This window comes from Bradyrhizobium sp. USDA3010 (genome assembly GCF_056429065.1).
Map to the genome: position 1 here is coordinate 25254 of NZ_JBWJZD010000033.1, position 25230 is coordinate 50483.

General features: G+C 61.8%; 23 protein-coding genes. 7 read left to right on the forward strand and 16 right to left on the reverse strand.

All coding sequences use genetic code 11. The annotated features are described in order from the left end of the window. The first annotated feature begins 27 nt into the window (after nucleotides 1–27). The 3 genes from AC066Y_RS34445 to AC066Y_RS34455 are packed head-to-tail and all read left to right on the forward strand — an operon-like array spanning nucleotide 28 to nucleotide 2432. The gene (locus AC066Y_RS34445) at nucleotides 28–327 is read left to right on the forward strand and encodes a DUF485 domain-containing protein (protein ID WP_478277750.1); all 300 of its coding nucleotides are present in this window, start codon (nucleotides 28–30) and stop codon (nucleotides 325–327) included. Beyond that, nucleotides 324–1982: a cation/acetate symporter ActP gene (actP, locus tag AC066Y_RS34450; RefSeq protein WP_478277751.1), complete on the forward strand. Its 1659-nt coding sequence runs from the start codon at nucleotides 324–326 to the stop codon at nucleotides 1980–1982. Before AC066Y_RS34445 ends, actP begins: the two co-directional genes overlap by 4 nt. Nucleotides 1983–2018: 36 nt before the next feature. After that, nucleotides 2019–2432: a cupin domain-containing protein gene (locus AC066Y_RS34455; RefSeq protein WP_478277752.1), complete on the forward strand. Its 414-nt coding sequence runs from the start codon at nucleotides 2019–2021 to the stop codon at nucleotides 2430–2432. A 432-nt stretch (nucleotides 2433–2864) separates the two neighbouring features. Here AC066Y_RS34455 and AC066Y_RS34460 read toward each other — a convergent pair whose 3' ends face one another. From AC066Y_RS34460 to AC066Y_RS34480, 5 genes are all read right to left on the reverse strand, one after another. Beyond that, complete coding sequence (locus AC066Y_RS34460; protein ID WP_478277753.1) at nucleotides 2865–3989, reverse strand: TQO small subunit DoxD; 1125 nt, start codon at nucleotides 3987–3989, stop codon at nucleotides 2865–2867. Nucleotides 3990–4009: 20 nt separating this feature from the next. Beyond that, nucleotides 4010–4990, reverse strand: coding sequence for a substrate-binding domain-containing protein (locus AC066Y_RS34465; RefSeq protein WP_478277754.1), 981 nt, complete (start codon nucleotides 4988–4990; stop codon nucleotides 4010–4012). A 9-nt stretch (nucleotides 4991–4999) separates the two neighbouring features. Then, a complete protein-coding gene (tetH, locus tag AC066Y_RS34470) occupies nucleotides 5000–5782 on the reverse strand; it encodes a thiosulfate dehydrogenase (RefSeq protein ID WP_478277755.1) in 783 nt (260 codons plus the stop codon). 165 nt (nucleotides 5783–5947) lie between these two features. Continuing rightward, on the reverse strand, nucleotides 5948–9061 hold the full coding sequence (locus AC066Y_RS34475) for an efflux RND transporter permease subunit (protein WP_478277756.1): 3114 nt from the start codon (nucleotides 9059–9061) through the stop codon (nucleotides 5948–5950). Beyond that, nucleotides 9058–10242, reverse strand: a complete 1185-nt coding sequence (locus tag AC066Y_RS34480; RefSeq protein ID WP_478277757.1) for an efflux RND transporter periplasmic adaptor subunit — start codon at nucleotides 10240–10242, stop codon at nucleotides 9058–9060. Before AC066Y_RS34480 ends, AC066Y_RS34475 begins: the two co-directional genes overlap by 4 nt. A 59-nt stretch (nucleotides 10243–10301) precedes the next feature. Here AC066Y_RS34480 and AC066Y_RS34485 point away from each other — a divergent pair, with 59 nt between their 5' ends. After that, a complete protein-coding gene (locus AC066Y_RS34485; RefSeq protein WP_478277758.1) occupies nucleotides 10302–10760 on the forward strand; it encodes a hypothetical protein in 459 nt (152 codons plus the stop codon). 483 nt (nucleotides 10761–11243) lie between these two features. Here the strand turns inward: AC066Y_RS34485 and AC066Y_RS34490 are convergent, their stop codons facing one another. Genes AC066Y_RS34490 through AC066Y_RS34510 form a run of 5 tightly spaced genes read right to left on the reverse strand, consistent with a single transcriptional unit; the run spans nucleotide 11244 to nucleotide 16559 of the window. After that, complete coding sequence (locus AC066Y_RS34490) at nucleotides 11244–13445, reverse strand: molybdopterin cofactor-binding domain-containing protein (protein ID WP_478277759.1); 2202 nt, start codon at nucleotides 13443–13445, stop codon at nucleotides 11244–11246. A 12-nt stretch (nucleotides 13446–13457) separates the two neighbouring features. After that, nucleotides 13458–14438, reverse strand: coding sequence for an FAD binding domain-containing protein (locus AC066Y_RS34495; protein ID WP_478277760.1), 981 nt, complete (start codon nucleotides 14436–14438; stop codon nucleotides 13458–13460). Further along, nucleotides 14435–15085 carry a 2Fe-2S iron-sulfur cluster-binding protein gene (locus tag AC066Y_RS34500; protein WP_478277761.1) on the reverse strand — a complete coding sequence of 217 codons (651 nt, stop codon included), beginning with the start codon at nucleotides 15083–15085 and terminating at the stop codon, nucleotides 14435–14437. The genes AC066Y_RS34495 and AC066Y_RS34500 overlap by 4 nt, the downstream gene beginning before the upstream one ends. A 53-nt stretch (nucleotides 15086–15138) precedes the next feature. Then, a complete protein-coding gene (locus AC066Y_RS34505) occupies nucleotides 15139–15543 on the reverse strand; it encodes a cupin domain-containing protein (RefSeq protein WP_478277762.1) in 405 nt (134 codons plus the stop codon). Then, entirely contained in the window at nucleotides 15543–16559 is a 1017-nt protein-coding gene (locus tag AC066Y_RS34510) for an aldo/keto reductase (RefSeq protein ID WP_478277763.1), read from the reverse strand. The genes AC066Y_RS34505 and AC066Y_RS34510 overlap by 1 nt, the downstream gene beginning before the upstream one ends. Nucleotides 16560–16958: 399 nt before the next feature. Here AC066Y_RS34510 and AC066Y_RS34515 point away from each other — a divergent pair, with 399 nt between their 5' ends. After that, nucleotides 16959–17408 (forward strand): hypothetical protein, encoded by a 450-nt coding sequence (locus tag AC066Y_RS34515; protein WP_478277764.1) that lies wholly within the window; start codon nucleotides 16959–16961, stop codon nucleotides 17406–17408. Nucleotides 17409–17646: 238 nt separating this feature from the next. On the opposite strand, the gene AC066Y_RS34520 is transcribed toward AC066Y_RS34515, so the two are convergent. Beyond that, nucleotides 17647–17892, reverse strand: coding sequence for a hypothetical protein (locus tag AC066Y_RS34520; RefSeq protein ID WP_478277765.1), 246 nt, complete (start codon nucleotides 17890–17892; stop codon nucleotides 17647–17649). A 289-nt stretch (nucleotides 17893–18181) separates the two neighbouring features. Further along, nucleotides 18182–19117, reverse strand: a complete 936-nt coding sequence (locus AC066Y_RS34525) for an NAD(P)-dependent oxidoreductase (RefSeq protein WP_478277766.1) — start codon at nucleotides 19115–19117, stop codon at nucleotides 18182–18184. A 380-nt stretch (nucleotides 19118–19497) separates the two neighbouring features. Here AC066Y_RS34525 and AC066Y_RS34530 point away from each other — a divergent pair, with 380 nt between their 5' ends. Beyond that, nucleotides 19498–20175 (forward strand): response regulator transcription factor, encoded by a 678-nt coding sequence (locus tag AC066Y_RS34530; RefSeq protein WP_478277811.1) that lies wholly within the window; start codon nucleotides 19498–19500, stop codon nucleotides 20173–20175. 62 nt (nucleotides 20176–20237) lie between these two features. Further along, the gene (locus AC066Y_RS34535; protein ID WP_478277812.1) at nucleotides 20238–21623 is read left to right on the forward strand and encodes a sensor histidine kinase; all 1386 of its coding nucleotides are present in this window, start codon (nucleotides 20238–20240) and stop codon (nucleotides 21621–21623) included. A gap of 24 nt (nucleotides 21624–21647) precedes the next feature. Here AC066Y_RS34535 and AC066Y_RS34540 read toward each other — a convergent pair whose 3' ends face one another. The 4 genes from AC066Y_RS34540 to AC066Y_RS34555 form a co-directional block, all read right to left on the reverse strand. After that, a complete protein-coding gene (locus AC066Y_RS34540) occupies nucleotides 21648–22184 on the reverse strand; it encodes a cytochrome family protein (protein WP_478277767.1) in 537 nt (178 codons plus the stop codon). A 553-nt stretch (nucleotides 22185–22737) separates the two neighbouring features. Continuing rightward, nucleotides 22738–23238 (reverse strand): winged helix-turn-helix domain-containing protein, encoded by a 501-nt coding sequence (locus AC066Y_RS34545; protein WP_478277768.1) that lies wholly within the window; start codon nucleotides 23236–23238, stop codon nucleotides 22738–22740. A 4-nt stretch (nucleotides 23239–23242) separates the two neighbouring features. Beyond that, entirely contained in the window at nucleotides 23243–23653 is a 411-nt protein-coding gene (locus AC066Y_RS34550; RefSeq protein WP_478277769.1) for a hypothetical protein, read from the reverse strand. A 1148-nt stretch (nucleotides 23654–24801) separates the two neighbouring features. After that, the gene (locus AC066Y_RS34555; RefSeq protein WP_478277770.1) at nucleotides 24802–25107 is read right to left on the reverse strand and encodes a DUF2158 domain-containing protein; all 306 of its coding nucleotides are present in this window, start codon (nucleotides 25105–25107) and stop codon (nucleotides 24802–24804) included. Between the last annotated feature and the right edge of the window lie 123 nt (nucleotides 25108–25230).

A 25230-nucleotide genomic window follows, 5' to 3' on the forward strand; every position in this document is an offset into this window, starting at 1 on the left:
AATTCAACGGAGGGAGGACGATCACCCATGGACTTGCAAACCATCCAGCAGCATCCGACGTTCAGACAGCTTGCGAGCGAGCGCACACGCCTTGGCGTTGCGATGTCGATCGTCATGGCCGCTGCCTACTTCACCTACATCCTGACTATCGCGTTCTGGCCCCGGCTGCTCGGGTATCCGTTGTGGAGCGGCACCGTGATCACCTGGGGCGTGTTGGTCGGCGTCGGCCTGATCGCGCTCGGCTTCCTGTTAACGGCGGTCTACGTGCGGCGCGCCAATTCCCGTTTCGACAGCCTCAGTCAGCTGCTTCTGGAGGATCTCCGATGACATCACGCCCGGCTTGCGCAGCCTTGTTTGTAACTGCTTTCGTCCTGCTTTCCGGGCCAGCAGCGGCTGACGCGCTGACATCGGCGACAGGCACGCGGCAACCGTTGAACGCGACGGCGATCGCCATGTTCCTCGGCTTCGTCGCGATCAGTCTCGGCATCACATGGTGGGCTGCACGGCGTGGTACGAGCACGGCCAAGGATTTCTATGCCGCCGGCGGCGGTCTCAAGGGTGTTCAGAACGGGCTCGCGATCGCCGGCGATTACACATCGGCTGCGACATTCCTGGGCGTTACCGCACTCGTCTATACCTCGGGCTACGACGGCATGATCTATGCGATCGGCTTCCTCGTCGGCTTTCCGATGATCCTGTTCCTGATTGCCGAGCCGTTGCGCAACCTCGGCCGCTACACCTTTGCCGACGTCGCGGCATACCGGTTGGCCGAAGTTCCGGTGAGGGCAGTCGCGGGCGTCAACACGCTCGTGATCGTGGTCTTTTATCTGATCGCCCAATTGGTGGGGGCCGGCAAGCTGATCCAGCTGTTGTTCGGGCTTCCCTACATCTACGCGGTCGGCATCGTCGGCGTGCTGATGATGATCTATGTGACGGTCGGAGGCATGCTCGCGACGACCTGGGTGCAGATCATCAAGGCCATCCTGCTGATGTCGGGCTCGGTCCTGATGTCGATCCTGATCCTCGGGCACTTCGGCTTCAGTCTGGAGGCGCTGTTCCGTGAAGCCGTGACATTGCATCCGAAGGCCGACGCCATCATGGCGCCGGGCGGACTTGTCAAGGATCCGGTATCGGCGATCTCCCTCGGGCTCGCCCTGATTTTCGGCACGGCCGGGTTGCCGCACATCTTGATGCGCTTCTTCACCGTGAGCGATGCCCGCCAGGCGCGTACATCGGTGCTGGTCGCGACCGGGTTCATCTCCATCTTCTACAGCCTGTTGTTCGTGCTCGGCTTCGGCGCCATCGCGATTGTTTCGGCCAACCCGCAGTTTCGGGATGCGTCGGGCGGGCTCGTTGGCGGCGTCAACATGGTGGCTCTGCACCTGGCCGATGCCGTCGGCGGATCGCTGCTGCTCGGGTTCATCTCGGCGGTGGCGTTCGCGACGATCCTCGCTGTCGTATCGGGCCTGACGCTCGCGGGAGCCTCGGCGGCGAGCCACGACCTCTATGCCCGCGTGATCCGCAGGGGCCGTGCGAGCGAGCATGAGGAAGTGCTCGTCTCGAAGGCTGCCGCGGTTGCGATCAGCCTGATTGCGATGGGTCTGGGTGTCTTGTTCGAGAACCAGAACATCGCATTCATGGTCGGATTGGTCTTTGCGATCGCGGCGAGTGCGAATTTCCCGGTGATCCTTCTGTCGATCGTCTGGCCTGACCTGACGACGCGCGGCGCCGTGAGCGGGTCGCTCGCCGGCCTGCTTGCATCGGTGGGACTGGTCGCCCTCAGCCCGGGCGTATGGACCGCGACGTTGAAGCTCGGGCCTGCACCATTCCCTTACGACAATCCGGCCCTGGTCTCGGTTCCTCTCGCCTTCGCCGTATCATGGGCGGTGTCGGTGCTAGACCGCAGTGCGGCGGCCGCTTCCGTCCGCGCCTCGTTCGGCGCGCAGCACGTCCGTGCCCAGACCGGGGTCGGCGTCGAGTAACGCAACGTGGATCACTTATCCCAAGGAGGCACAACAATGAGCACCGACGCGATCGAAACGGGAAGGGTGGCCTGGCCTGACGCCATCCGCAAGGAGTTCGATACCAACCAGCTCAACGGGCGGGTCGGGACGCGACTCCTGTCCGAAACCGAGCGCGTGCGCGTCTGGGAAATCCGGCTTGCGCCGGGTGAACGCATCGGATTCCATCGCCACGTGCTGGACTACTTCTGGACCGCGGTAACGCCGGGCCGGGCGCAGTCACATGCGGAGGACGGGACGATCGTCGAAGCCGTCTACTCGGCCGGTGAGACGCGTCACTTCGTCTATGGCAAAGGTGAATACAAGATCCACGATCTCGAAAACGTCGGCGATACCGACTTGTGGTTCACCACAGTTGAGTTCCTCGACAGCGCCAATGCGCCCTTGAAACTTGGCGTGTCAGGGGCTTAGCGGAGCCCTTACGGATTAGCGGGAGCACCTGCCGGGCGGCCGGTAACCGCCTCCCGCAATCTGTCTGACCCGGTCCGGCGAACGGAGCGACTAGGCCTGGTTACGGGCGTGCAGAGGGGTGCCATCGATCAGGTCCGCTGCACATCCCGCCTCTTCCGCGCCTGTCACTCTGCCTTCGAGTACTGCGTTCGGCCGGGCCAGATCGAAACTCGCCCTCGGTTCGCAAGATCACGATCGTCGCCACTTTCGGGCGGCATCGGACAGGCAATTCAACGCAAGCTTGAGGCCTGTTGTTGATGGGTGTGCCGGCCTTGCCGTCTCGCACAGCTGACCTCACTGCTTCGGCTCGATCACCGGCTCTGGGACCTGCCTAGGTACTTTGACGGCGCCTCATCCTCAAAGTTGACGGGGCGTCCAGTGTGGACTGCTGAATCACTGGAGTTGATCCGTGACCGCCGGACCGAGCGGCGCCGAAAAACTGCGTCCGTCGACGTCCGTGAGCCGGAGCGATCTTGCCTGGAGAGCGGCGGCAGAGGCCGGCGGGGGCAGTGTCACCGACGCGGCAGCTCCCAACGATGCCCGGATCCCGAAGGGGCCAGGCGCAAACTTGTTGTAGGCGTAATCGTTGACGAAGGCAGTCTTTGGCAAGGTCGAGAGGACGGCGGCGTCGTAGCGCGCGACGGGCTCGTTACCCGTGTCGATCAGATCGGCTGCGACGACATGCTCCGGCGCTTCCGGCGTGCCGGCATCGAGATAAACGTGAAAGCGAATGGAGCCATCAGCCAGCGATCTGGCATGGCTAACGGTGAGATGATGCTTCGTCGGGCTGACCGGTCCGCCATGGAATGGCGTCACCACTGAGCCGCGATAGTAGCTGTAGGTGCCGATGTCGAACACCAGGACAAAGCCAAGGACGGCGAGCGCGAGGTTGCGGAACGCGATGTCCTTCAGGGGTAACGGCACGCTTCCGGCCATCCAGTGAAACCATCGCTTCCCGGTGAGCGCGGGGTTGCGCCGGATCAGGACGTTTTCGATCGAATAGGCGCCGCTGCCGCCCAGCAGCAGTGTTGCCCCCATCGCGAGATTGCAGGCGGCCATGGTCCATTCGTCGATGCAGGTCGCGCCCTGCCAGCCGAACATCGCCATCAACAGCACGGAAAATCCCATCGACACCAAAGCGGCCGCTCGGGTCAGGGCGCCTGCCATCAGCATCGCTCCGACGATCAGTTCAGCGGCGCTGAACAGGATCACGCCGGCATAGAGCAGCCAGAAGTGGTGCAGCATGAAACTGATCAGGTGATCGGTTCCGAACAGCGCGCCAGGCATTGCGGTCTGAAACTTGTTCGCCATCCAGGTGGGCGCGTCCGGGTTGAGCTTCGAGGGCGCATAGATGAAGCGCCGAGATCCGCCGCCCCAATAGATGAATCCCTGGATGATGCGGACCGACATCATGGCGAGCGAGGCCGTTCGCCATAAGTCCTGCGCTTCCGTCAGGCCCGCGGCGTTGTCAACCGAACGCACGATATGGGAAGCGGGTGTGAGGGACAGAGTGGCCATGAGTGCATCTCCTTGATCGATCAGCCCGCCGATGTAGTGCCCGCGAACGGCTGGAATCCGTACCGCTCGAAGATCGAGAGCGCCGCGGGCGAGCGGACGAAGGAAAGCCAGAGTTGTGCCGCCTCCGGATGCGGCGCGCTCCGCACTTCGGCGCCGGCATAGATCGCCGTTGTGTTCTGCGCTGGTGGGATGTCGACCTGGGCGATGGGATTGCCGGCCTGCTCCTGAAAGGCTGCTTCCGATTGCCAGGTCACGCCCGCCTGCGCGCGCCCCCGCATCAGGAAGAGCGGCGACTGCCGGTGATGGATCTGTGTCAGAACCGTACTGCCGTCGGCGACCTTGGTTTTGTACACGGTCGTCGCCAGCGCCTCGCCGCCCGCCTTCCTCAATGAGGCCTCGACCTGGCGGGCGATACCTTCGAATTCCGGATTGGGCATCACGACATGGAGGTCGGGCCGCGCCAGATCGGAGAGAGTCTTGACGCCGCCGGGATTGCCGGACGGCACCATGATCGTGAGGGAATTGGTCACGTAGGGAACGGCCGGGCCTGTCAACAGGCCCCGATCGATGAGATTCTGGACCTTCTTGAGCCCCGCAAGATAGGCATCCGGCTTCGCCGTCCAGGTCATGTTGCCGGAGGTAACGGTCCCGCCGGTCTCGATCTGCTTTTCGAGGACGCCGGGCGGAAGCGTCTCCCAATAGATCCTGCCGCTGAACTCCGGATGTTGCTTCTCAAACGCCGCGATCAGTGGCGCCATAGCGAAAAAGTAATTGCCGCCGACGTACAACACGAGCTTCGGGTTGGATACGTCGCCATGGAAATCGGCGAGATCGTCTACGTCCGGAACCGTAAACGAGAGCCCGCGTTGTGCGGCATCGTTGTTTTCGCCGTGTTGCCAGGGAGGAAAGATGGAATCGTTTTGGACCCGCTCCGCGGCCCGTGCGACGAACGGAAGGAGCAGGGCGGCGGCAAGTGCGGTGACGATGGCTGCTTTGCGCATTTGATTTGATCACGTGGCGTAGTGAAAGCCGGCCTGCTGCAGCTCCGGAATCGTCGCAACTATTCCGGGGGTCAGCACGACGTCATCGATCAGATGATTGGTCAGCTCGGCAGCCACCGCCTCGTGCGAGGCATGATCCGGGTTCTTGCCGGAGCTGATCAGCTTTGCCGTCACTTCCCAGATCGCGTTGTGGCAAGCCAGGAAGACAGCGCCGCGCTCCTGCAGCGCCGGGATGGTGTCGCCGATCGGTCCGAATACGCTATCGGGATTCTCGCTCTGCGCGAAAGCACTCGGGGCCGGCTTCGGCATTGCCAGCGTGTTGGTCTTGAAGCCGTTGCCGGTCAGCGTCGCGAGTTCATACTTCTCCCACATCGCTTGGTCGAACAACGCGAGGTGCGCCGTACCATGCGTGGCGGAGACCGCCAGAAAGTCCTTGTGTGCGAAGGAAAAGATCTGCGCATTGATCGAGTTGCGCATCAAGTTGAGCCAGGGACCCGCGAGATTGGTGTTGTCCCACACCTGCTTGCGGGCACCGCGATAGGCGATGATCTCCTTGAGCGCGTCGCTATCCCAGAACGCGGATTGCCGGAGAATCATCGGCACCATCTTGAAATCGCGTCGGCGCGGCGCGCGGCGCAGCCGGCCCATCAAATCGGCGAGCTCCTGCGCGCCGGGCGGGATGATCTGCGCGGTCGTGGCGGCACGCGAGGGACGGGCTGCAAGCGCAGCGGTCCCGGCTGCAAATGCGCCCAAGCTGACAAGGGCGGAGCGGCGTGAGCTATCGAGCGACATTCAGTATCTCCTCAAATTGCTTGCTGGTGAACCGATCGAGCATTGCTCGAAAGGCCCGCCTTGCTGCCTATGAGGTAGGAGCGCCACGATGGCACACCAACGCATTTTTCAGATCGATCCGATCACGAGATCTGATGAATACAATGCGATTGGCGTGGCTCTCGCTCATTCCGCAGGCTCCGGATGGACGTCGCGCGATGCTGTTTGATGCCGTCGTGCACCGAACAGCCAATTCTGTAGCCGATCGAGGTAAAGGTAGACGACTGGCGTGGTGTAGAGCGTGAGCACCTGCGACAATGCGAGACCGCCAACGATCGCGTAGCCCAGAGGTTGACGGATCTCCGATCCGACGCCGGTACCAATCATCATCGGCACGGCACCAAGAAGCGCTGCCATCGTCGTCATGAGGATGGGACGAAAGCGCTTGATGCAGGCCTGGTAGATCGATTGCTCCGGTGTAAGGCCGTCGGCTTGCTCGGCCTGGATCGCGAAATCGACAAGCATGATGCCGTTTTTCTTGACGATGCCGATGAGCAGAATGATCCCGACCACTGCGATCACACTCAGGTCGAAATGAGCGGCCATCAGGAGTAAAAGTGCGCCGACGCCCGCCGAGGGTAGCGTGGAGATAATCGTGATAGGATGGATCGTGCTTTCATAGAGCACGCCGAGGATGAGATAGATCACGAACAGCGACGCGGCAATCAGGATCGGCGTGCTCTTCAGCGAGGCGCCGAACGCCTGGGCGTTGCCCTGGAAGCTTGTCTGCAACGACAGCGGCGGATGCAACTCCTTTGCGATGGATTGTATGCCGCTCACCGCCTCACCAATTGCGGCTCCGGGCGCCAGATTGAACGAGATCGTCACGGAGGGAAATTGTCCCTGGTGGTTCACGACGAGCGGCGAGACCTTCACCACCGAGTCGACCAGCGTTGAAAGCGGCACCTGCTGCCCGCTCGACGACTTGACGTATATGCCGTTGAGCGCTTCGGGCCCATACTGGAACTTCGGGTTGACCTCCAGAACGACGTGATACTGTTGCAGGGCCGTGTACATCGTCGAGACGATCCGCTGACCGAATGCGTCGTCGAGCGTGTTGTCGATCGTGTACGGCAGGATGCCGTAGGACGAGGCCACCTCGCGCTTGATCGTGATGTCGAGCAGCGGTCCGGCATTGAGCTGGTCGGTCGTGACGTCCGCAACCGTGGGCAGCGTCTTGATCTTGTCGAGAAACAGGCCCGCCCAATGGCTGAGCTCGCCCTGATCGGCATCGTTCATGGTGTACTGGAACTGGGTCTTGTTCAGCCGCGCGCCGACGGTGATGTCCTGCGCTGGCTGCATGTAGAGAGTGATGCCCTGGATATTGGCAAGATTGGTCTGGAGTCGTGCGATTACCTTGGCGATCGGGTCGCGCTGATCGGCCGGCTTGAGCTGGATAAATACGCGGCCGTCGTTAACGGTGTAGGTGCCGCCGCCGGCGCCGACCGCCGAGCCCACCGATGCAACGGCAGGGTCTCGCATGACCGCATCGAGCATGGCTTGCTGGCGCTCTGCCATCGCCTGGAACGAGATGTCCTGAGCTGCTTCGGACTGACCCAGGATCAGGCCGGTATCTTGCTGAGGGAAGAAGCCCTTGGGAATGATGACATAGAGATATCCGGTCACCACGATGGTAGCGATCATCACCATCAAGGTGATGAAGCGATGCCGCAGCACGACTTTCAGACCTGCTTCGTAAGCATTGAGCAGCAGATCGAACCCGCGCTCGGACCAGCGGTAGAGGCGGCCGTGCTCATGGCTCTCGGGTTTGAGCAGGTAAGCGCACATCATCGGCGTCAGGGTCCTGGAGATCACCAGGGAGAGCACCAGTGCGACGCTCACGGTAATTGCGAATTCGCGGAACAGGAGGCCGACATAGCCGCTCATCAGGAAGAGCGGAATGAAAACGGCGATAAGCGAGAACGTGATCGCCATGACCGTGAAGCCGATCTCGCCGGATCCCTTCATCGCGGCATCGTACGGGGACAAACCCTCCTCGATGTGCCGCGTGATATTCTCGATCTCGACGACGGCGTCATCGACCACGAACCCGACGGCGATGGACAGCGCCATCAGCGACAGATTGTCGAGGCTATAGCCCATTTCGTAGAGGATCGCGAAAGTGCCGATCAGCGAGAGCGGTACCGTGACGGCTGGAATAATGGTTGCCCAGAAGCTGCGAAGAAATATGAAGATCACCATGACGACGAGTGCGATTGTCAGGAGTAGCGTGAACTGCACGTCCGCAACCGAAGCGCGGATCGTCTGAGTGCGGTCTGAAACGACGTTTATCTTGATGGCGGCTGGGATCGACGCCTGGAGGGTCGGCATCATTGCCTTGATCCGCTGGACCGTCTCGATGACGTTGGCCCCGGGTTGACGCTGCACGGCGAGAATGATGGCGCGCTTGTTGTTGTACCAGCCCGCGATCAGATCGTTTTCACCGGCGCTAACGGCGCGTCCGATATCGCGAATGCGAACCGGCGATCCGTTGCGATAGGCAATGACCAGATCGGCATATTGATCCGGATGGAACAACTGATCGTTGGTATTGAGCGTATATGTCTGGCGTGGGCTGTTGAGCGTTCCCTTGGCCAAATCGACATTGGCCTGGCCAAGGACAGTACGAACGTCCTCCAGGTTGATGCCGCGTGCGGCCAGCGCCTGCGGATCGACCTGGACACGCACCGCGGCCTTCTGCTGGCCGCCGATGCCGACAAGGCCCACGCCCTGGATCTGTGAAATCTTCTGCAGCAGGATGTTCTCGGCATACGCGTCGACTGTGGTAAGCGGCAGGCTGTCCGAGGTGAGACCCAACACGAGGATCGGTGTGTCGGCCGGATTGACCTTCCGGATCGTCGGCGGATAGGGCATGCCGGTGGGCAGATACGGGCTTGCCGCGTTGATGGCCGAAAGCGTATCGCTTACGGCGCCGTCGATCTGGCGGTTCAAGTCGAACTGCAGCGTGACCTGGGTGTAGCCGAGCGCGCTCGCCGACGTCATCTGCGTGAGACCGGGTATTTCCCCGAATTGGAGCTCGAGCGGCGAGGCGACCGAAGAGGCCATCGTTTGCGGGTCGGCGCCGGGCATCTGTGCGGTGACGGTTAGCGTCGGATAGTTGACGTTCGGCAGTGCAGCCACCGGCAACAACGGATAGGCGACAAGTCCGGCAGCCAACAATCCGATCATCAGCAACGCGGTCGCGATCGGTCGCCGGATGAAGGGCGCGGAGATGTTCATGGGATGGGTGCCTGCAATGCGTCCTGAGCAGCGGCTTCCTGGGCGGCCTTGCCATGGAGCAGGACCACGTGCGTTCCCGGATGCAGCTTGTACTGTCCGTCAACCACGACTTGCTCGTTAGCTTCGAGACCGGAATCAATCAGCGCCTGTCCGTCACTGACCTGCGCTACCTTGATTTGACGGATGGAGACCGTGTCGTTCGGATTGACGACGTAGGCATATGGCCCGTTCGGTCCTTGCTGGACGACGGCGGCTGGGACCGTCAGGCCGTTGTGCCGCGTATCGAGCAGCAGTCTTGCATTGACGAGTTCGCCGGGCCAGAGGCCGCGCTCCTTGTTGGGAAAGTTCGCCTTGAGCTGGATCGAGCCGGTGGTCTGCAGGATCTCGTTATTGACGAGTCCGAGCTGCCCCTCGCCAAGCCGAATCGTGTTGTCCTGGTTGTAGGCCAGGACGGAAAGAGGCGTGTTCGCTTTCCGCTGCTGCTGCTGGATCTGCGGAAGAACGGTCTCTGGCAGGGTAAAGATCAACGAGATCGGGTCTAACTGGGTCACGACACAGAGGCCGTTCGTGCTTGACGGACTGATAATGTTGCCCACGTCGATCTGGCGAATGCCAACGACCCCGTTGATTGGAGACGTAAGCCGCGTGAAGCTAAGCTGCACCTTTGCAGCGTCGATCAGGGCCTGGTCAGCCTTGATCGCCGCCTGCAGCTGGCTGACTTGCGCATTTTGCGTTTCAATCAACTGAGGCGTCGCCCAGCCTTTGTCGCCGAGCTGGTTGTAACGGACTTGATTGGCCCGCGCATTTGCGAGCTGCGCCTGATCGCGTTCCAGATTGGCGGCATATTGATCGATCAAGGCCTGATAGGGCCGCGGATCGATCTGTGCAAGCAGATCGCCCGCATGGACCTGCTGACCCTCGGTAAAGTTGATGCTGATGATCTGCCCTTGAATCTGGGCCCGGACAATGTCCGTGTTGTAAGCAATCACTGTGCCGACGCCCGTCAGATAGATCGGAACATCATGCCGGGTTACAGTGCCGGCAACGATCGGAACGGGTGGCGCCGGAACAGGCGCAGCGGCTGCCTTCTGGATGGGGTAGAGATGGGTAAAGTGCAGCAGGCCGGCGCCCGCGGCGAGTGCGGCCAATACGGCGGCAGAGATGGCGATCTTCATTTTCATGGACGTTGCTCCGGAAGACAGCGGCTCAGCAGCTGCCTGGTAAACCTGTGGATGCGGACATGCCCAGGGACGAGCATCCAGAGGAGGCGATCGAAGCGGGCGCCATGGAGGGCGCGGTTACAGTCGGCGCTGTCGGTACGATTGGCGTGATGCTGCCTGTCACGAGCGGTGCTGCCGGCGTCGGAAGCAGGGCCGCGGAGCTGACACCGAGATTGCTAATCTCCGTCGAGCCGAGAGGAATGCCGGTCCTGGCACTGCCGCCGGGCGTTGTCGGCGCCGTCGAACTCGGGCTCGAAGATGCGGCGATGCTGCTCGAGCCGGACCCGCACATGCCCGACATGCCGGCGGTATCGAGCGTGCCCGATGTGGTCGACATCCCGGAACTTTGCGTCATTCCGAACGTCGACATCGAGGTGGCCGCTATCCCCGACGACATGTCTATGGATGCTGCCGTGTTCCCAGCTGCGCCGCCGGTGCCTAATGTCGATCCAGCCATCGCCATGCCGCCGCCGTCATAGGTCGACGTCGAGCCGTACATCCCGTTCGGCGAGAGACCGAGGGTTGAGCATGCGGTGCCGGTGGACGGAGCGGCGATGCTGCCGGTGACCATAGGGGCCGGGCTGACGCCGGGCGAGGCAACTTCAGTCGCACCAAGGCCGATCCCAAGGGGTGAAATCGGGGACGCTGTACTGCTGCCGAGCGGAGAAGTTGCTCCCACCACGGGAGTCGGAAGCGCCATTCCTGTCACCTGTGCGAGCGCTCCGCCATCCGCGAGGAAGGCAAGGCAGGCGGCGATCAAGCGATATCTCACGGGTGTGCTCCATTGCAGGGAAGCGGTCCACTGAACCTGACGATCGCCAGACCGATGCCCTTGCGGCTTTGCACGAAAATCGCAGGAGCTCCGACAGCGACAATCCCAAAGGGAACAAGCGGAAGGACCCGCCGAGGCGGGCCCGCTCGTCCTCAACCGCGGCGCAGCTCAATGGCCGCGCAGCAAATGCTCAGGCTTGCTTCGGCAAATTGGTGAGGATCTTGTCGAGTGTGATCGGATAGTTCCTGATCCTCGCGCCGCAGGCGTTGTAGATCGCGTTGGCGATCGCAGCCCCGGCACCACAAATTCCGAGCTCGCCGATTCCCTTGCTCTTCAGCGGATTGGACCGTTGGTCCAGCTCCGGAAGGAAGATGGCGTCTATGCCCGGCGGTATATCCGCATGCACCGGCACGTGGTACTCGGCCAGGTCGTGGTTGACGAAGTAGCCAAAGCGAGGATCGAGCACGAGGTCCTCATGCAGGGCCGCGCCTACGCCGAATACCATTCCGCCAATGGCCTGCGAGCGCGCCGTCTTTGCGTTCAGCACGCGACCGGCCGCGAATACGCCGAGCATTCGCCGCACGCGCACTTCTCCGGTATCCCGGTCAACGCCAACCTCCGCAAAATGGGCGCCATAGGATTGCTGAGAGAAGTCCTGATTGTTGCGGCCTGGGCTGATTTCGCCATCGGCTTCAATTCCGGAGCCGACAATCTCCGTGAGGTCGACAGAGCGCCCGGCCGTTGCGATGTGGCCGTCGCCAAAACGCGCTGTATCGGGGTTCATGCCGGCCCGTACTGCCAGTTTCTCGCGCAAGGCCTGGCACGCCTCGAACAGCGCCGATCCGGAGCTCGCCGCGCCGAACGAGCCGCCTGAGCCGGCCGCTTCCGGAAAGTTCGTATCGCCGAGATCGACCCGTATTCTTTCAATCGGCAATCCCAGCATCTCGGCGGCGATCTGTGCCAGGATCGTGTAGGTCCCCGTGCCGATATCGGTCATTGCCATCTTCACGGTAGCCACTCCATCGGAATCGAGCCGTACCTTGGCTCTCGAGAACCGGAGGGGATTGCCTCGGGTTGCGGCGGACATGCCCATTCCGACCAACCACCGTCCGTCCCTCACCTGACCGGGGATCGAATTGCGGTCGTCCCAGCCAAACCGACGTGCACCCTCCCGCATGCAGGCAACCAAATTGCGACTGGAGTAGGGGATATGCTCTTCGGGGTCCTCGGCAGGCTCGTTCCGGACTCGCAACTCGATCGGATCGAGCTCCAGCTTTTCCGCAAGCTCGTCCATGGCGCACTCCAGCGCGAGCAGGCCGACTGCCTCGCCGGGGGCGCGCATGGAAGATGCAACAGGAATGTCGAGCGGCACCAGACGATGCCGCGTCAGCCGATTGGGGCCGGCATAGAGCGAACGGGTTTGAAGCGCGGCAGCCTCGTAGACCTGTTCGGACGGAAAGTTGCCGGAGAACACGTCGTGGCCGATTGCGATGATCCGGCCCCCGCGGTCGGTACTGAGGCGGATACGCTGGATGGTGTCCGAGCGATGCGTCGTCACATGGAAGATCTGCTGTCTGGTAAGCGCGACCTTGACGGGTTGCTTGAGGTATCGTGCTGCGATTGCGGCAAGAATGGCATCGGCGTTCACCCATAGTTTGCCGCCGAAGCCGCCGCCGATGAAGGGGCTGACCAGCCGAACGTTTCCGACCGGGATGTTCAACGTTCGGGCGATGGCCTTCCGGCCCTGATTCAGCATCTGGTTCGCGGTATGCAGGATCAGCTTGTCGCCATCCCACCTCGCGAGTGTCGCATGCGGCTCCATCATCGCGTGGCTCTGCAGCGGTGTGCTGTAGGACAGGTCGAGCTGCACGGGAGCGTTGGCGTACGCGTCCGAGAAGTCCCCGATTTCGCTGTCGGCCGGCGCGCCGTCCGGCTGGTGCGGGACGCGGGCCAGCGTGAGATAATGAGGCAGGGCGTATTGTCCCGCCTCCCGATCGTACGTCGCGTTGACCAAAAAGGCGGCGGCCCTGGCCTGCTCGAACGTTTCGGCAACGACGAACGCGACCGGTTCGCCGTAGCGGGACACGACAGGGCCTGTGAGCACAGGATGCGCCTCTCGATGATTGCCGGTGCCCTGCCTGGGAGCGTTGCGATAGGTGAGCACCAGTTTGACGCCAGGTGCACGCTCGGCCGAGACCGTTTCGATCGAGGCGATCCGCCCCTTTGCGATCGAAGCTTCAACGACAAACCCGTAGAGTGCGTCCTGTTGCATCTCGTAGGCGTAGCGTGCGCCGCCGGTGACCTTCAGTCGTCCGTCGACACGATCGAGTGGCTTGCCGACAATCCTCTCGGCATCCAGCGCATTCGCCCCGACTGGTGTATCCATGTCCATTTCGATGTTCCCTCAGATGCGGGTGACGTCGCCGAGCACCGCATGCAGGGTGCGGCGGGTCAGCGGAATCTTGAAATCGTTGGAGCCGGCTCCATGCGCGCCCTCGAGAACCGCGTCCGCGGCTGCATCGAACGATTTGGCTCCGACAACTGCATTCGTGAGGCCTTGTTCGGCGGCGGCGATGCGCCACGGCTTGGGGGCGAGACCGCCGAAGGCGAGCCGCGCCGAGCGGATTCGACCGCGCACGCTGTCGACGATGGCGGCCACTGAAACCAGCGCAAAGGCGTAGGAGGCGCGGTCGCGCACCTTTCGGTAGACCTGGGCGCCGGGCGGCGGCGGAGGCAGCGTCACAGCCGTGACGATCTCGCCCGATCCTAGGGCCGACTCGATTTCCGGCGTGCGGCCTGGGAGCCGGTGGAAATCGGCGATCGGGATCGTGCGGGATCTGCCTTCGCGATCGATCGTCTCGATCCTTGCATCGAGTGCGCGCATGGCAACGGCCATATCCGATGGATGGGTCGCGATGCACGACTCGCTGCCGCCCATGATCGCATGGATGCGGTTGAAGCCCGCGAGCGCCGAACAACCCGAGCCGGGTACACGCTTATTGCAGGGCTTCGTGACGTCGTAGAAGTAGTAGCAGCGCGTCCGCTGGAGCAGATTGCCTGCCGTGGTCGCTTTGTTGCGCAATTGGGCGCTCGCACCGGCGAGCAGGGCGCGGCTCAGCACGCCATATTGCCGCCGCACCCGCAGATCTGCTGCGAGATCGCTGTTGCGGACCAGCGCGCCGATTCGCAAGCCGCCTTCCGAGGTCTCTTCGATCTTGTCGAGTGGCAGACGGTTGATGTCGACCAGGGTCGTTGGTGTCTCCACCTGCAACTTCATGAGATCGAGCAGGTTGGTGCCGCCGGCGATGATCTTGACGCCGGGCTTGCTCGCCGCAGCAGCTGCATCTGTGACGGATTGCACGCGCTCGTAGGAGAATGCCTTCACGTCTGTTCTCCCATTGCCTGCTTGATCGCCGCGACGATGTTCGGGTAGGCCGCACATCGGCAGATGTTGCCGCTCATCCGCTCACGAATTTCTTCATCGCTCAGCTTTGCTGCCGGCCGGGTGAGATCCTCTGTCACATAGCTCGGCACTCCGTCGCGGCTTTCGGCCAGCATGCCCACTGCCGAGCAGATCTGGCCCGACGTGCAGTAGCCGCATTGAAATCCGTCGTGTTCGACGAACGCGGCCTGGATGGGATGCAGGTCCTCGCCGTAAGCTAGTCCTTCAACAGTGGTTATCGATTGGCCGTCGTGCATGACCGCAAGCGCAAGGCACGAATTGATGCGGCGCCCCTCGACCAGAACGGTGCAGGCGCCGCACTGGCCGTGATCGCATCCCTTCTTCGAGCCGGTCAACGCCAGGCGCTCGCGCAAGGCGTCCAGCAAGGTTGTGCGGGGGTCGAGCGTGAGATTGTGCAGGTGGCCGTTGACCCGAAGCTCGATCGTCATGGGGGAGGCGTCAGCCTGATCGATCTCGGCGGCAAGCATGCCCCGCGGAAGGCTGCTCAGCAGAAGCGCGGTGGTGCCGGTTTCGATGACGGTACGCCGGGTGATCTCCATGGTCGGAAAAATGGCGCTTGTATCTTCCATGTCTGTTCCGTCTCTCTTGGGTAGATCAAAGATGTCGGGCAAGGTCGCCCGGCCTATGGCCAGATTGCGTCGGGCAGGTTGACGACGATCGGCACAGCTGTGCTGCGAACCACCACCCACCGAAACGGAACAAGGTGGGAGGGGTTGATCTCCATGTGCGGAAGAAACGCAGGAATGTGAATGAAGTCGCCAGCCGTCGCGCGTGCGCAGAACTCACCCTTGTCGCCCCAGCGAACTTCGCACTGGCCTGACAGCACGAATGCGATCGTATCTTGTTCGCCATGATGGTGGATTCCGGTTCGTGCGCCCGGTTCAACCTCGAAGAGGCCGCCCCAGATCGTCGAACTGATGCCGAGCGACGGTCCGATCGCAGCAAAGCGCCGGGAGCCCGATGTTTGGGCCGTCGTCGCGTCGAACCGGTCGTGGCTTACGATTTGGATTGTGGATCGTGTGTCCATTATACCGCCCCCCGATCCGGAGGCGCCATGAATTCGGGACCGATGGGATCCTTGATTGTCTCCTTGAGAATGCGATCGATTTCGGCCATCGCTTCCGCATCGATCCGCCAGCCGAGCACGTCGGTGATCGGCGAAAGCTGATCGGCGCGCCGGGCACCCCACAATGCTATGTTCAATTCACCACGATCGAGCACCCAGCGCACTGCCAGATGGATGACTCGCTTGCCAAAGCGCTCCCGCGCGAGCTGATCGAGCCGCCTGACGGCGTCAAGATATTGCGGAAAGCGTGGTGATCGAAACTTCGGATCGCCCTTTCGCAGGTCGTCGCCGGTGAATTGGCTCGAATTGGTCATGCTGCCGGACAAGAGGCCGCGGCACAGCGAGCCATAAGCAAGGAGAGCGATATTCTTCTCTTGGCAGTAGGGAAGAACGTCCTGCTCGATGGCGCGTTCGAACAGATTGTAGGGCGGCTGAGCCGTATGAAGCGGCGCGACCTTGCGGAATTCCTCCATCTGGGCTGGGCTGAAGTTGCTGACGCCGACTGCCCGAATTTTCCCCTCGCGGTGCAGCGCGCCGATAGCTTCGGCGGTTTCTGCAATCGGCGTCCGCGGGTCCGGCCAGTGCACCTGGTAGAGATCGATGACATCCGTCCGGAGCCGCTTCAGCGAATTCTCGACCTCTTCGACAATGCGTGCCTTGCGCGCGTTGCGGAACGGCTTGCCGTTCTTCCAGTCAAGTCCCGCCTTTGTGGCGATTACCGCCATCCTGCGGCGACCGCCGGAAAGGGCCTCTCCGACGATCTCCTCGGAGCGACCGAATCCATAGACGGGCGCGGTGTCGATGAGATTGATTCCGCGATCGAGCGCTTCCCGGATCGTCTTGACGGCATCGCTTTCGTCGGTCCCGCCCCACATCCAGCCGCCGATCGCCCACGTCCCGAGTGCAACGCGAGATGCGCGGATGGATGTGCCGGGAATATCGATGAATTCCATGTTGTTGTTCGGGACGGTGTTCATTGGTTGTTCCTTTGCTCTGCGTCCAATTGATTGTTCGAGGCGACATTCGGGATCGCCGCGCGAACGGATACCGATGCCACGTTGTGTTGCGTGCCGGTCTCTGGAGATCGAGAGCGGAGCGACACATTGGCGGCGCGGTATGGATTGACCTGCCAATCCCGAGGCATGACCGCTGGCGACGCGACACCGGCAGATTGGACTACAAAGCGTCGCTTTGAATTGAGTTTCGGAAGGCCTCGATCCGGACGGCGAGCCAGCCGGACCGAAGACAAGGGCTGCACACTAGCCGCAACTCAGCGGCAGCGGCTGATCGGGATGCAGGGAGTACCAGTCGTAGCAGTTGGGATCGCCATAATAGTAGCCGTAGCCCCGCGAGTATCTGCCGTAGTGGTGCATGCCGTGGTCGTGGATGCCCGCGCCATCCGGATGGCCGCCATCGCCGAGGCCGAGATGATCGCCGCCGCTTCGGCCGACGTCGCCGCGCATTGCGATGCCGCCGGGATGAACGCCTCCACCGAACCCGCCCACATGCGCCCCGCCGTCAAGGCCACCGAGATGAGCGCCGCCGCCCATTGCACCGCCGATGCCGCCGATGTGCGCGCCTCCTCCGAAGCCGCCCATGTGCCCGCCACCGCCCATGCCGCCGCCGAAACCTCCGCCGTGACCGCCACCACCGCCGCCGCCGCCGCGTGCATCGGCCGCGCCGACAGCCAGTGCGGAGGCAAGCGCGGCAGTCGCCAAAATCAATATCATTCGTTTCATCGGGATCTCCTGTGTTTGGATTTTCGCCGGTCGCGCAGCGTTGGTACGCGGCTGCAAGGCCTGGCTTTCGCGATGCTTGAAGAGTAGGGACGCGCGGCAGCCGCACCCACTAAAATTGGCTTCACAAGGACCGGAGCGACGTCCACTCGCGGCAAGTTGAGAAATGTCGAGCCCAAACAAACGGTCGGTTGATGTGAGAGTGATCAATAAAAAAGCGGGCTGGAACGGTGTCCAGCCCGCTTTTGTCGGTGGGCCGATCGACGAGAATCTACAAGCGCGAAGGCGCAAGAGGGGCGGTCGAACAAGCCGAAACCGCGGTATGCGATTAGAACGCGCCCGTGCCCGGTTCGCAGGGAACGTTGTTGCCGGTCCACGGCGCCGTCGCGAATGCGCCGACGCGCGGCGCCGGAACGCAGGCGTGATCAGCCGAGTAGAACGGCGCGTCCGCTGCGGCAACATTGGCTTCCACAGCGGTCCGCCGGGCAAGGTGGGCGCTTTCGCGCGCCATGGCAGGCGTTGCCAGCATTGCCACGGCAATCAGTCCAGTCGACAGCAGCTTGAGATTCGTCATTGAGCTTCTCCGTTGAAAACAGCAGGCCGGTGAAGGAGTGGCCTGTCCGAGCAGGTGGGGCGGATCACGGATCAGCCAAACACACGAAGCGGTCACTTGCGTTCAATCGGGCGTGACTCAGGAATAGGCGAAGCGGAATCAACACGCGACGCGCGCGAGGAATCGCGCGTCGGCGCAAATGAGGAAAAATGCAGGATAATGGAGTTCGTGGTCCGCGCGGCCGCGGCGCGAAGCTGGAGCGAGGCAGTTGTTCGACGGCGATGCTTTCACGCCGTGCGGACCGGCGAGCCTATAGTCCCGCTTCTTCCGAGGCGACCATTCCGAGCGCCGTCCAGTCAAGTCCGCCATGGCCGCGAGCAATGCCCGTGATCAGCCGATCGCGAACGACACCGACCGATGGCATCGGAGCTCCGGCCAGTTCTGCCTCGGCGAGCGCCAGGCGCACGTCCTTGAGCGCCAACGGCATTGTCAACCCGGGCTTGTAACTGCCGGCAATGAGCCGGCTGCCATAGTTCTTGTGGACGCGGCTGTTGAACATCGTCCCAGTCATGATGTCCACGAACTGCTGAGGGTCTTGTCCACGCTTCCGCAGCACGGTCACGACTTCTCCGAGCACCTCGAGAGTAGTTGCCGTCATCATGTTGCCAAGCAGCTTGATCAGATTGGCCTGCGCGGGATCAGTCCCAATGATGAACGTCCGTCCGAGCGAAGCCATCACCGGTCGGCAACGATCACAGGACGCCGGGTCGCCTGCCATGATGACGGCCAGCTGGCGCGCTCTGGCTGCGTCGGGGTTACCGAACACGGGGGCTGCAACGTAGCTCTGACCGCGACGCGCGTGCTCGAGCAGGAGCGCGGTCGAGGCCTCGGTGCTGATGGTGCTCATCGACAGATGGATCACGCCGGGCCGCAACGACTCCGAGATCCCAAAAGGTCCGAAGAAGACATTCCGCACGGCAGCATCGTCGGGCAACATGGTGATGACGATGTCGCTGTCGAACAAGTCCGATCGACGCGTCGTGGCCGCGATGCCGAGCGCCTGGAGGTCGCCGATGCGCTCCGGCCGGCGTACATAGGCGCATACGTTGCGCCCGTCGTCCGCGAGATTGGCCGCCATGGCCGTACCCATCAGGCCGAGCCCGATAAATCCAATTTTGGAGGACATCCGCGGGTCCACCCGCGGATGTCCATTCGCGTTTCGTTCGTCGTCGACGTCGTCCAGCATGGTGGCTCGTTCTCTTAATTGTGTACCCGGGAACGTAGGCAGCCGGCCGGAGGATGTCGTCTAAAATCGATTTCAGTGTTGCCGGAAGCGCGGCGGCGGAGCCGCGTTGGCCGGTGGTCCCCGATCCGCTCAGCTCGTTAAATTGCTATTTAGTGGCGTGGCCTCGGCCGAGGGTTTATGTCTTTTTCCGAGGTTCTGGCGTGCTTTGCCAAGGCGGGATGCTAGACGGAAGCGGGCGGCGCTAAGCCAGGTCGTTGGATAGCGCGGCCGGGCCTATTCTAATCCGGCAATTTGGACGGTGGCTTATGACTTTGCCAACGAGCGAGCATATGATTTCGCGCCAGCCGGCCGGGTACTTTGGCACATCTAAGATCGAGCTGATGATGAAGGTTCTTCTGATCGAGGACGACGGCGGAACGGCCGAGGAGATCGTGGCCGAGCTGAGCGAGCTTGGGTTTGAGGTCGAGTGGGCGTCAAATGGAATTGACGGCCTCGACAAGGCCCGAGCGCTCCATCCCGACGTCCTGATCGTCGATCGCATGCTGCCCGGCATGGACGGGCTTACGATTATCGAGGCATTGCGCAGGGAGCAGGTTGGCACCCCGGTCCTGGTGCTGAGCGCGCTCGGCGCCGTCGACGATCGGGTGCGGGGCTTGCGAAGCGGTGGAGATGACTACCTTACGAAGCCCTTTGCAGTCGTGGAGCTCATAGCAAGGATAGAAGCGCTTCTCCGTCGTCCCACGGACAGCCGAGGGACAACCTTGCGGGTCGGCCCTCTCGAGCTCGATCTGATTGAGCGTACCGCCCGGCGCGGCGAACGGGAGATCGATCTTTTGCCGCGCGAATTTCGCCTGCTCGAATATATGATGCGGCGTAGTGATCAGTTGCTGACTCGCGCGATGTTGCTGGAAGAGGTCTGGAATTACAAGTTCGTTCCGGCGACGACTAATCTGGTCGATGTGCATATGGGCCGATTGCGGCACAAGGTCGATGGTCCCGGGGAAGCACAGATGATCCACAATGTCCGCGGCTCCGGGTTTATCCTGCGGGCGCAATAATAGGCGCCGCCGGTGCAGGTATGACGATCGAAATGAGGCCCGAACAACAACCAGCGAGATCGATGCGCCAGCTCCAACTCATGCGCTCGAACACCTTCCGGTGGGCCTCGGCGGTGGCTGCCGCGTTCGCCGTGTTCATGATCGTGCTGTTCGGTTTCATCTATTGGAAGATCGACGACTATCTGATTGCGCGATCCGATCGCATGATCGCTCAACAGCTCAATTTCATGGCGGCCCTGCCGCGGGATCGCCGCGCCGATGCAATCGCGGACCATCTTGGCCAGGATTCCCGAGGCGTTCAGTATGCGGGAATGTTCGATGCTGCCGGCAATAGGCTTGCCGGCAACCTCAAAGCGCTGCCGCCTGACTTCAGGGTCGATGGAACTGCGCAGGCAGCGCGGGTAGCGCCATTCGGCCAATCGCCGGGTGGTGATCCGTTGATTCGGGCGGTAGGCAGACGTCTCGAAAACGGTGAAGTCCTCGTTATGGGGCGGAACGTCGACGAGACCCGCGAGATATCCAGCGTCGTTGGGCAGGCCCTCGCGCTTGGGCTCTTGCCGGCGCTCTGCCTTTGCTTGCTGGCCGGAGCTTGGCTGAGCGTGCGCGCGCAGCGGCGGGTAGAGGAGGTCAATCAGCGCGTCCAGCGCATCGTCGCCGGTGATCTCCGCGAGCGCCTCCCGCATCATAACGTCAACGACCCCTTCTCGAGACTGGCCGTGATCGTGAACGGCATGCTCGATGAAATGGAAACGATGATCAATGCGCTCGCTGGCGTTGGCAACGATATCGCGCACGATCTGCGAACTCCCTTGACCCGCGCCCGATTGTCTCTGGAGCGCGGGCGGACACATGCAACCACCCTGGAGCAGCTTCAGACAGTCACGGACAAGGCGATCGGAGGGATCGATCAGTCACTCGCGATCATCACTGCTCTCCTGCGACTGACGGAGATTGAGAACAGCCGGCGCTCGGCCGGTTTCGGCAATGTCGCGTTTCATGAAATCTTGCGAGAGGTATGTGACGTCTACGAGCCAATCGCCGAGGACAAGAGCATCGAGCTTGGCGTGGATATCGACCGCAAGCTGCACGTTTGGGGTGACCGGGATCTCCTTTTCGAGGCTGTGGCGAATCTCGTCGACAATGCGATCAAGTTTACACCGGCCGGCGGGAGGGTCGGCTTGCAGCTTTTGCGGGGTGAGAAGGAAGCCATCGTGCGTGTGACCGACACGGGACCGGGTATCAGCGAACAGGAGCGTGAAGCCGTGCTACGGCGATTCTATCGCTCCGACAAGATGCGCAACACGCCGGGTGTCGGGCTCGGGCTCAGCTTGGTGGCGGCCATCATCAAACTGCATGGCTTCCGGCTGGTCATCAATCCCGGTCCCGGAGGGCGGATCGAGATCGTTTGTCCTGACAAGCCAAATGGATCGAACTTGCCGCAAAAATGATCGGTGCTCCGGACAGATGTGGTGCTACCGTCCAGCTTTCCCGAAAATCAGGTCTGATTGGGGCGCGCCGGCGGGTCGGCCGATCTGGATCGTACCGTGATTCGGCGCCTGGTGACAGGAGTTGCAGGCTTCGCTGAGCCCGTCATAGGCCTTGCCAGAATCGGCGTCGTCTCTCCGATCGATCGCGTTCTTCAGATCCTCGAGCGGTTTCTTGATAACGGACTCGATCATGTCGGCAAACGGGGTGTTCTCTTCCATTGGATGCGCGCGTCCGAGCCGGCCGAACGCACCGCGGAGATTGCCTAACTCGTAGGCGGCGAAATCCCAGTCGCCGGCCTGTTCGGCTCGCCATATCCGCTCGTGCCTGGGTTGAATCGTGCCAATCATCAGATCGCTGATGCTCGGCAGATACGTCGCGGGCTGCGTGGAGGAGACACCTGCCGCGCCGGCATGCGCTCCGGGCAGGCGCACAAAGGCAGTTGTCAGAACGACAATGCAGGCCGACAGCAGGCCAAGCACCACCGAGCTCTTCGATATGGCAGAAAACGGACCGAGTCCCATGGCGATCGTTCCGAACGGGCAGGCCAATTGAAAGCGAGTTGGAGCCATCGACGGATGGGAAGGCGCTCCGACCGGACCTAGCTGCGCGCTAGGCCCCTGACGTTGTCGTCGCCGCTCGCAGAATAATCTTTCGATTTCGCACGATGTCCATTTTATCCACTCCACCTCGTTCAGGGATTGAAAGCTCGCGCAGTTCTGTCCAAAAGTGCAGAGCGCCTCCGTTCGACGAAATCCCGCCGGTAAGCGCGAGAAGTCCGTCGTTTATTACCATCGTGATGCTTGCCAGAAGCGGTTGGCTCCAGCATCCATCTGAACGCGTCGCACACGACGGTTCTGCTTGGTGCACGGCAGCGAATGACACAAACGGCCAGTCAGCTGACCAGAGTCTACCAACGAACTTCCCGCGAGCCATGCGCATGGCATGATTTCGAAGTTGGTGCGGGCAGCGCCGACGCTGTCAAGATCTGGAACCACACCCAGGCGGTCATAAGAGGCAGGAGAATCATTTGCTCATCTCGCGGATTGCCATTGCTGAAGAACTGGAATTGAGCTTTCAAGAAGCTGAAGCCTTTCGCGATGGCACGATGCTGTCGCCGATTTGGAGGCTCTTCGAACTCGCAAGCTTGGTGGCTGGGTGCGCTGTGCCGCGCACCCGGCGTAGACGTTCACAATTGCGCCGCCGTTGCTCCATTCGCGAAGCCTCGTCCAACGAGATCGTCGCAACCTCGAAAATCGTCGCTGTTGAGTGTTCTCGAAAGGGCGTTGCACTCAGTACAAAGCCGGCGCCGCGCACGTTCCGAATGAGAGCGGCCTCATTCGTACCGTCAACCTTGCGGCGCAACTTGCTCATGTAGACGTCGACGAGATTGGTCTCCGGCACGAACTTGTAGCTCCAAACCTCCGTCAAGAGGGTCGCCCGCGTAAGCACCGTATCGCTGCGTTGCATCATGTACTTGAGCAACTGAAATTCCCGCGGTCTCAGATCGATCCGGCGGTCGCCGCGTTTCGCAGTGCGGTCAAGGAGGTCGAGCTCAAGCGATCCAACTCGCAGCACGGTGTCATTTGGCGGCGGACGCCGAGCCGAAAAGTCCGTCGATGCCGATCCGGCAGTTGCGAGCGCCTGTTCCGAGGGGGCGTAGTGTTTGCTGCGGCAATGCGCCTATCGCATCAATCAGCTTCACCACCGCAGTCGACAGGAGCGAACGAATGCCTGCTTCATTGGAGACAACACGGGATTGCAATTCTCCGGCTATCTCCGCGATGAGAAGGCGTGCCGGCACAGACAGGCCGTCGAAATCAGTCGGAATCTCCGCGCCTTCATTCCGCCGTTTTGGCGCGGTCTGGCGGCTCGAGGCAAAGCTCCGATGCCGCCGGCGTGAAGTTGGAAAATGCCCCGACTTCGACTGCAGGATACCTGGCTTGACAGCAGCAAGTGCCGATTCCTCGTAGCCGGGCTCGTCGCGGGTCATGGTGCAAGCTCTCATGCGACGTCCTCTTGCGCCGCCGGTTGGCGAGTAAATTTCACGATACCACTGCCCGGCTCTCGAGCAGCCGAATGGCGGTACTGCAATGCTCTGAGTAGCATTCATGATTGCAGTAGGTTAGGCGTGTCCCGATTTCTCGCAGGTAGCCTGGGGAGATCGGATTCTCGCACATCACGCAGATGGGCTGAGTGCAGGGCACTCGACCATTGACCAGGATGAACCTCACGCGCCTCTCCCTGAGTTGGAGTCAATGATGGGAGCTCTTGAGCCGGCCGAAGGCCAGGATGGCCATTTGCGATCGTCATTCTGGCGCGCCTTGAAGCGGCCAACACACCGTTCGGAACAAAACGCTGTCTTTCAGCAATAGTGCCGCATAAGGCCAAATCTGCCATCGCAGATCGGGCAGCGCACGGTGGCGATGTCACGGCGATGTTGAGAGTTATTGCGCATCTGTGCCTCCTCTTCGTGTCGCGTGGATCTCGGTTGCCTTGGCTCGTTCGCCGTCGGTGTTCGGTGCGGGTGATCGATTGATGGCGAGGCTATGCGGGAAGGATTGTGGCCTCAATCGTGCGCGGGTAAGCGCTCGATATTCAAAAAGGGTCGGAGGAATTATACGCAGGTTTAAGATCTCCAGCTCTTTGCGCCCGCCGATGAGTTGGCTTGCCGAAGGCTCGCGTATGGCGTTGCGGAGCCGATGGTGCTGCCGAACGCCGGAGAGAGCCCGATGTGGCGCGCGGAGAAACCCCGTGATCGTTCGGTTGTCGCGCGTGATTTGCCCGGCCGCGACGGGTGAGCAGGATGCAGGAAGAGAATCCGAAGGCGCTCGCAATAGCAGCTCCGCCAACTGGCGAAGGGGCGGACGGTTTCCCGCCGAGGCGGGGAGGAGGGCGTGAAACCGTCCGCTTGGCAGACAGGCGTACGCACCAGGGAGGTAAGCGCGGCCATGCTGCTTGAGATAAGACTGGGTGCGGCCAACCTGCATTCCAATTAAACACAGGTTTAGCTGTACCAACCCGGGGGTCGGCTTGATCTCCACCGCTTCATGGTGATGCCGGATTGCTCGCTATTGGTAACGACCTTTTCCAGGCAAAGAGTTCCGTTGCAGAGAATTGCAACCAGGGTAATCAGCATCCTCACCTCCAGGGTAATTCCAAAGCCGCTCGCTGCAGCACGTCGGCCGGGAAGGTCGCATCGGCGGGTTGGCCGCGATCCTCGGTCCAAACGCAGTGGACCTGGTCGCCCTTGATCGAGGACACGGTCATCAAGGGTCCTCCAGACCGCAACCTGACGAGCTCGCCGCGCTCTAGCTGAACCGGCACGTTGCTTGGGCCGGAGTCCTGCGGGAATGCGGCCGCCGTGGAGGCGAGTGCTGGAGTCGACGCGCCGATCGCAAGAAGCAGCGCCGCAACAGCGATGCGTCGTTTGATTTTCAGATACATGTCAACCTCCATCCTGATTCCGAGATAGGCGATGGCTGCGCCGATCCGACTAAATTCGATGACAGGAGCAGACCTATTTCACGCACCGATCAAGGGCCTGAGTGCGCGAGAGGAGGCAGGCCG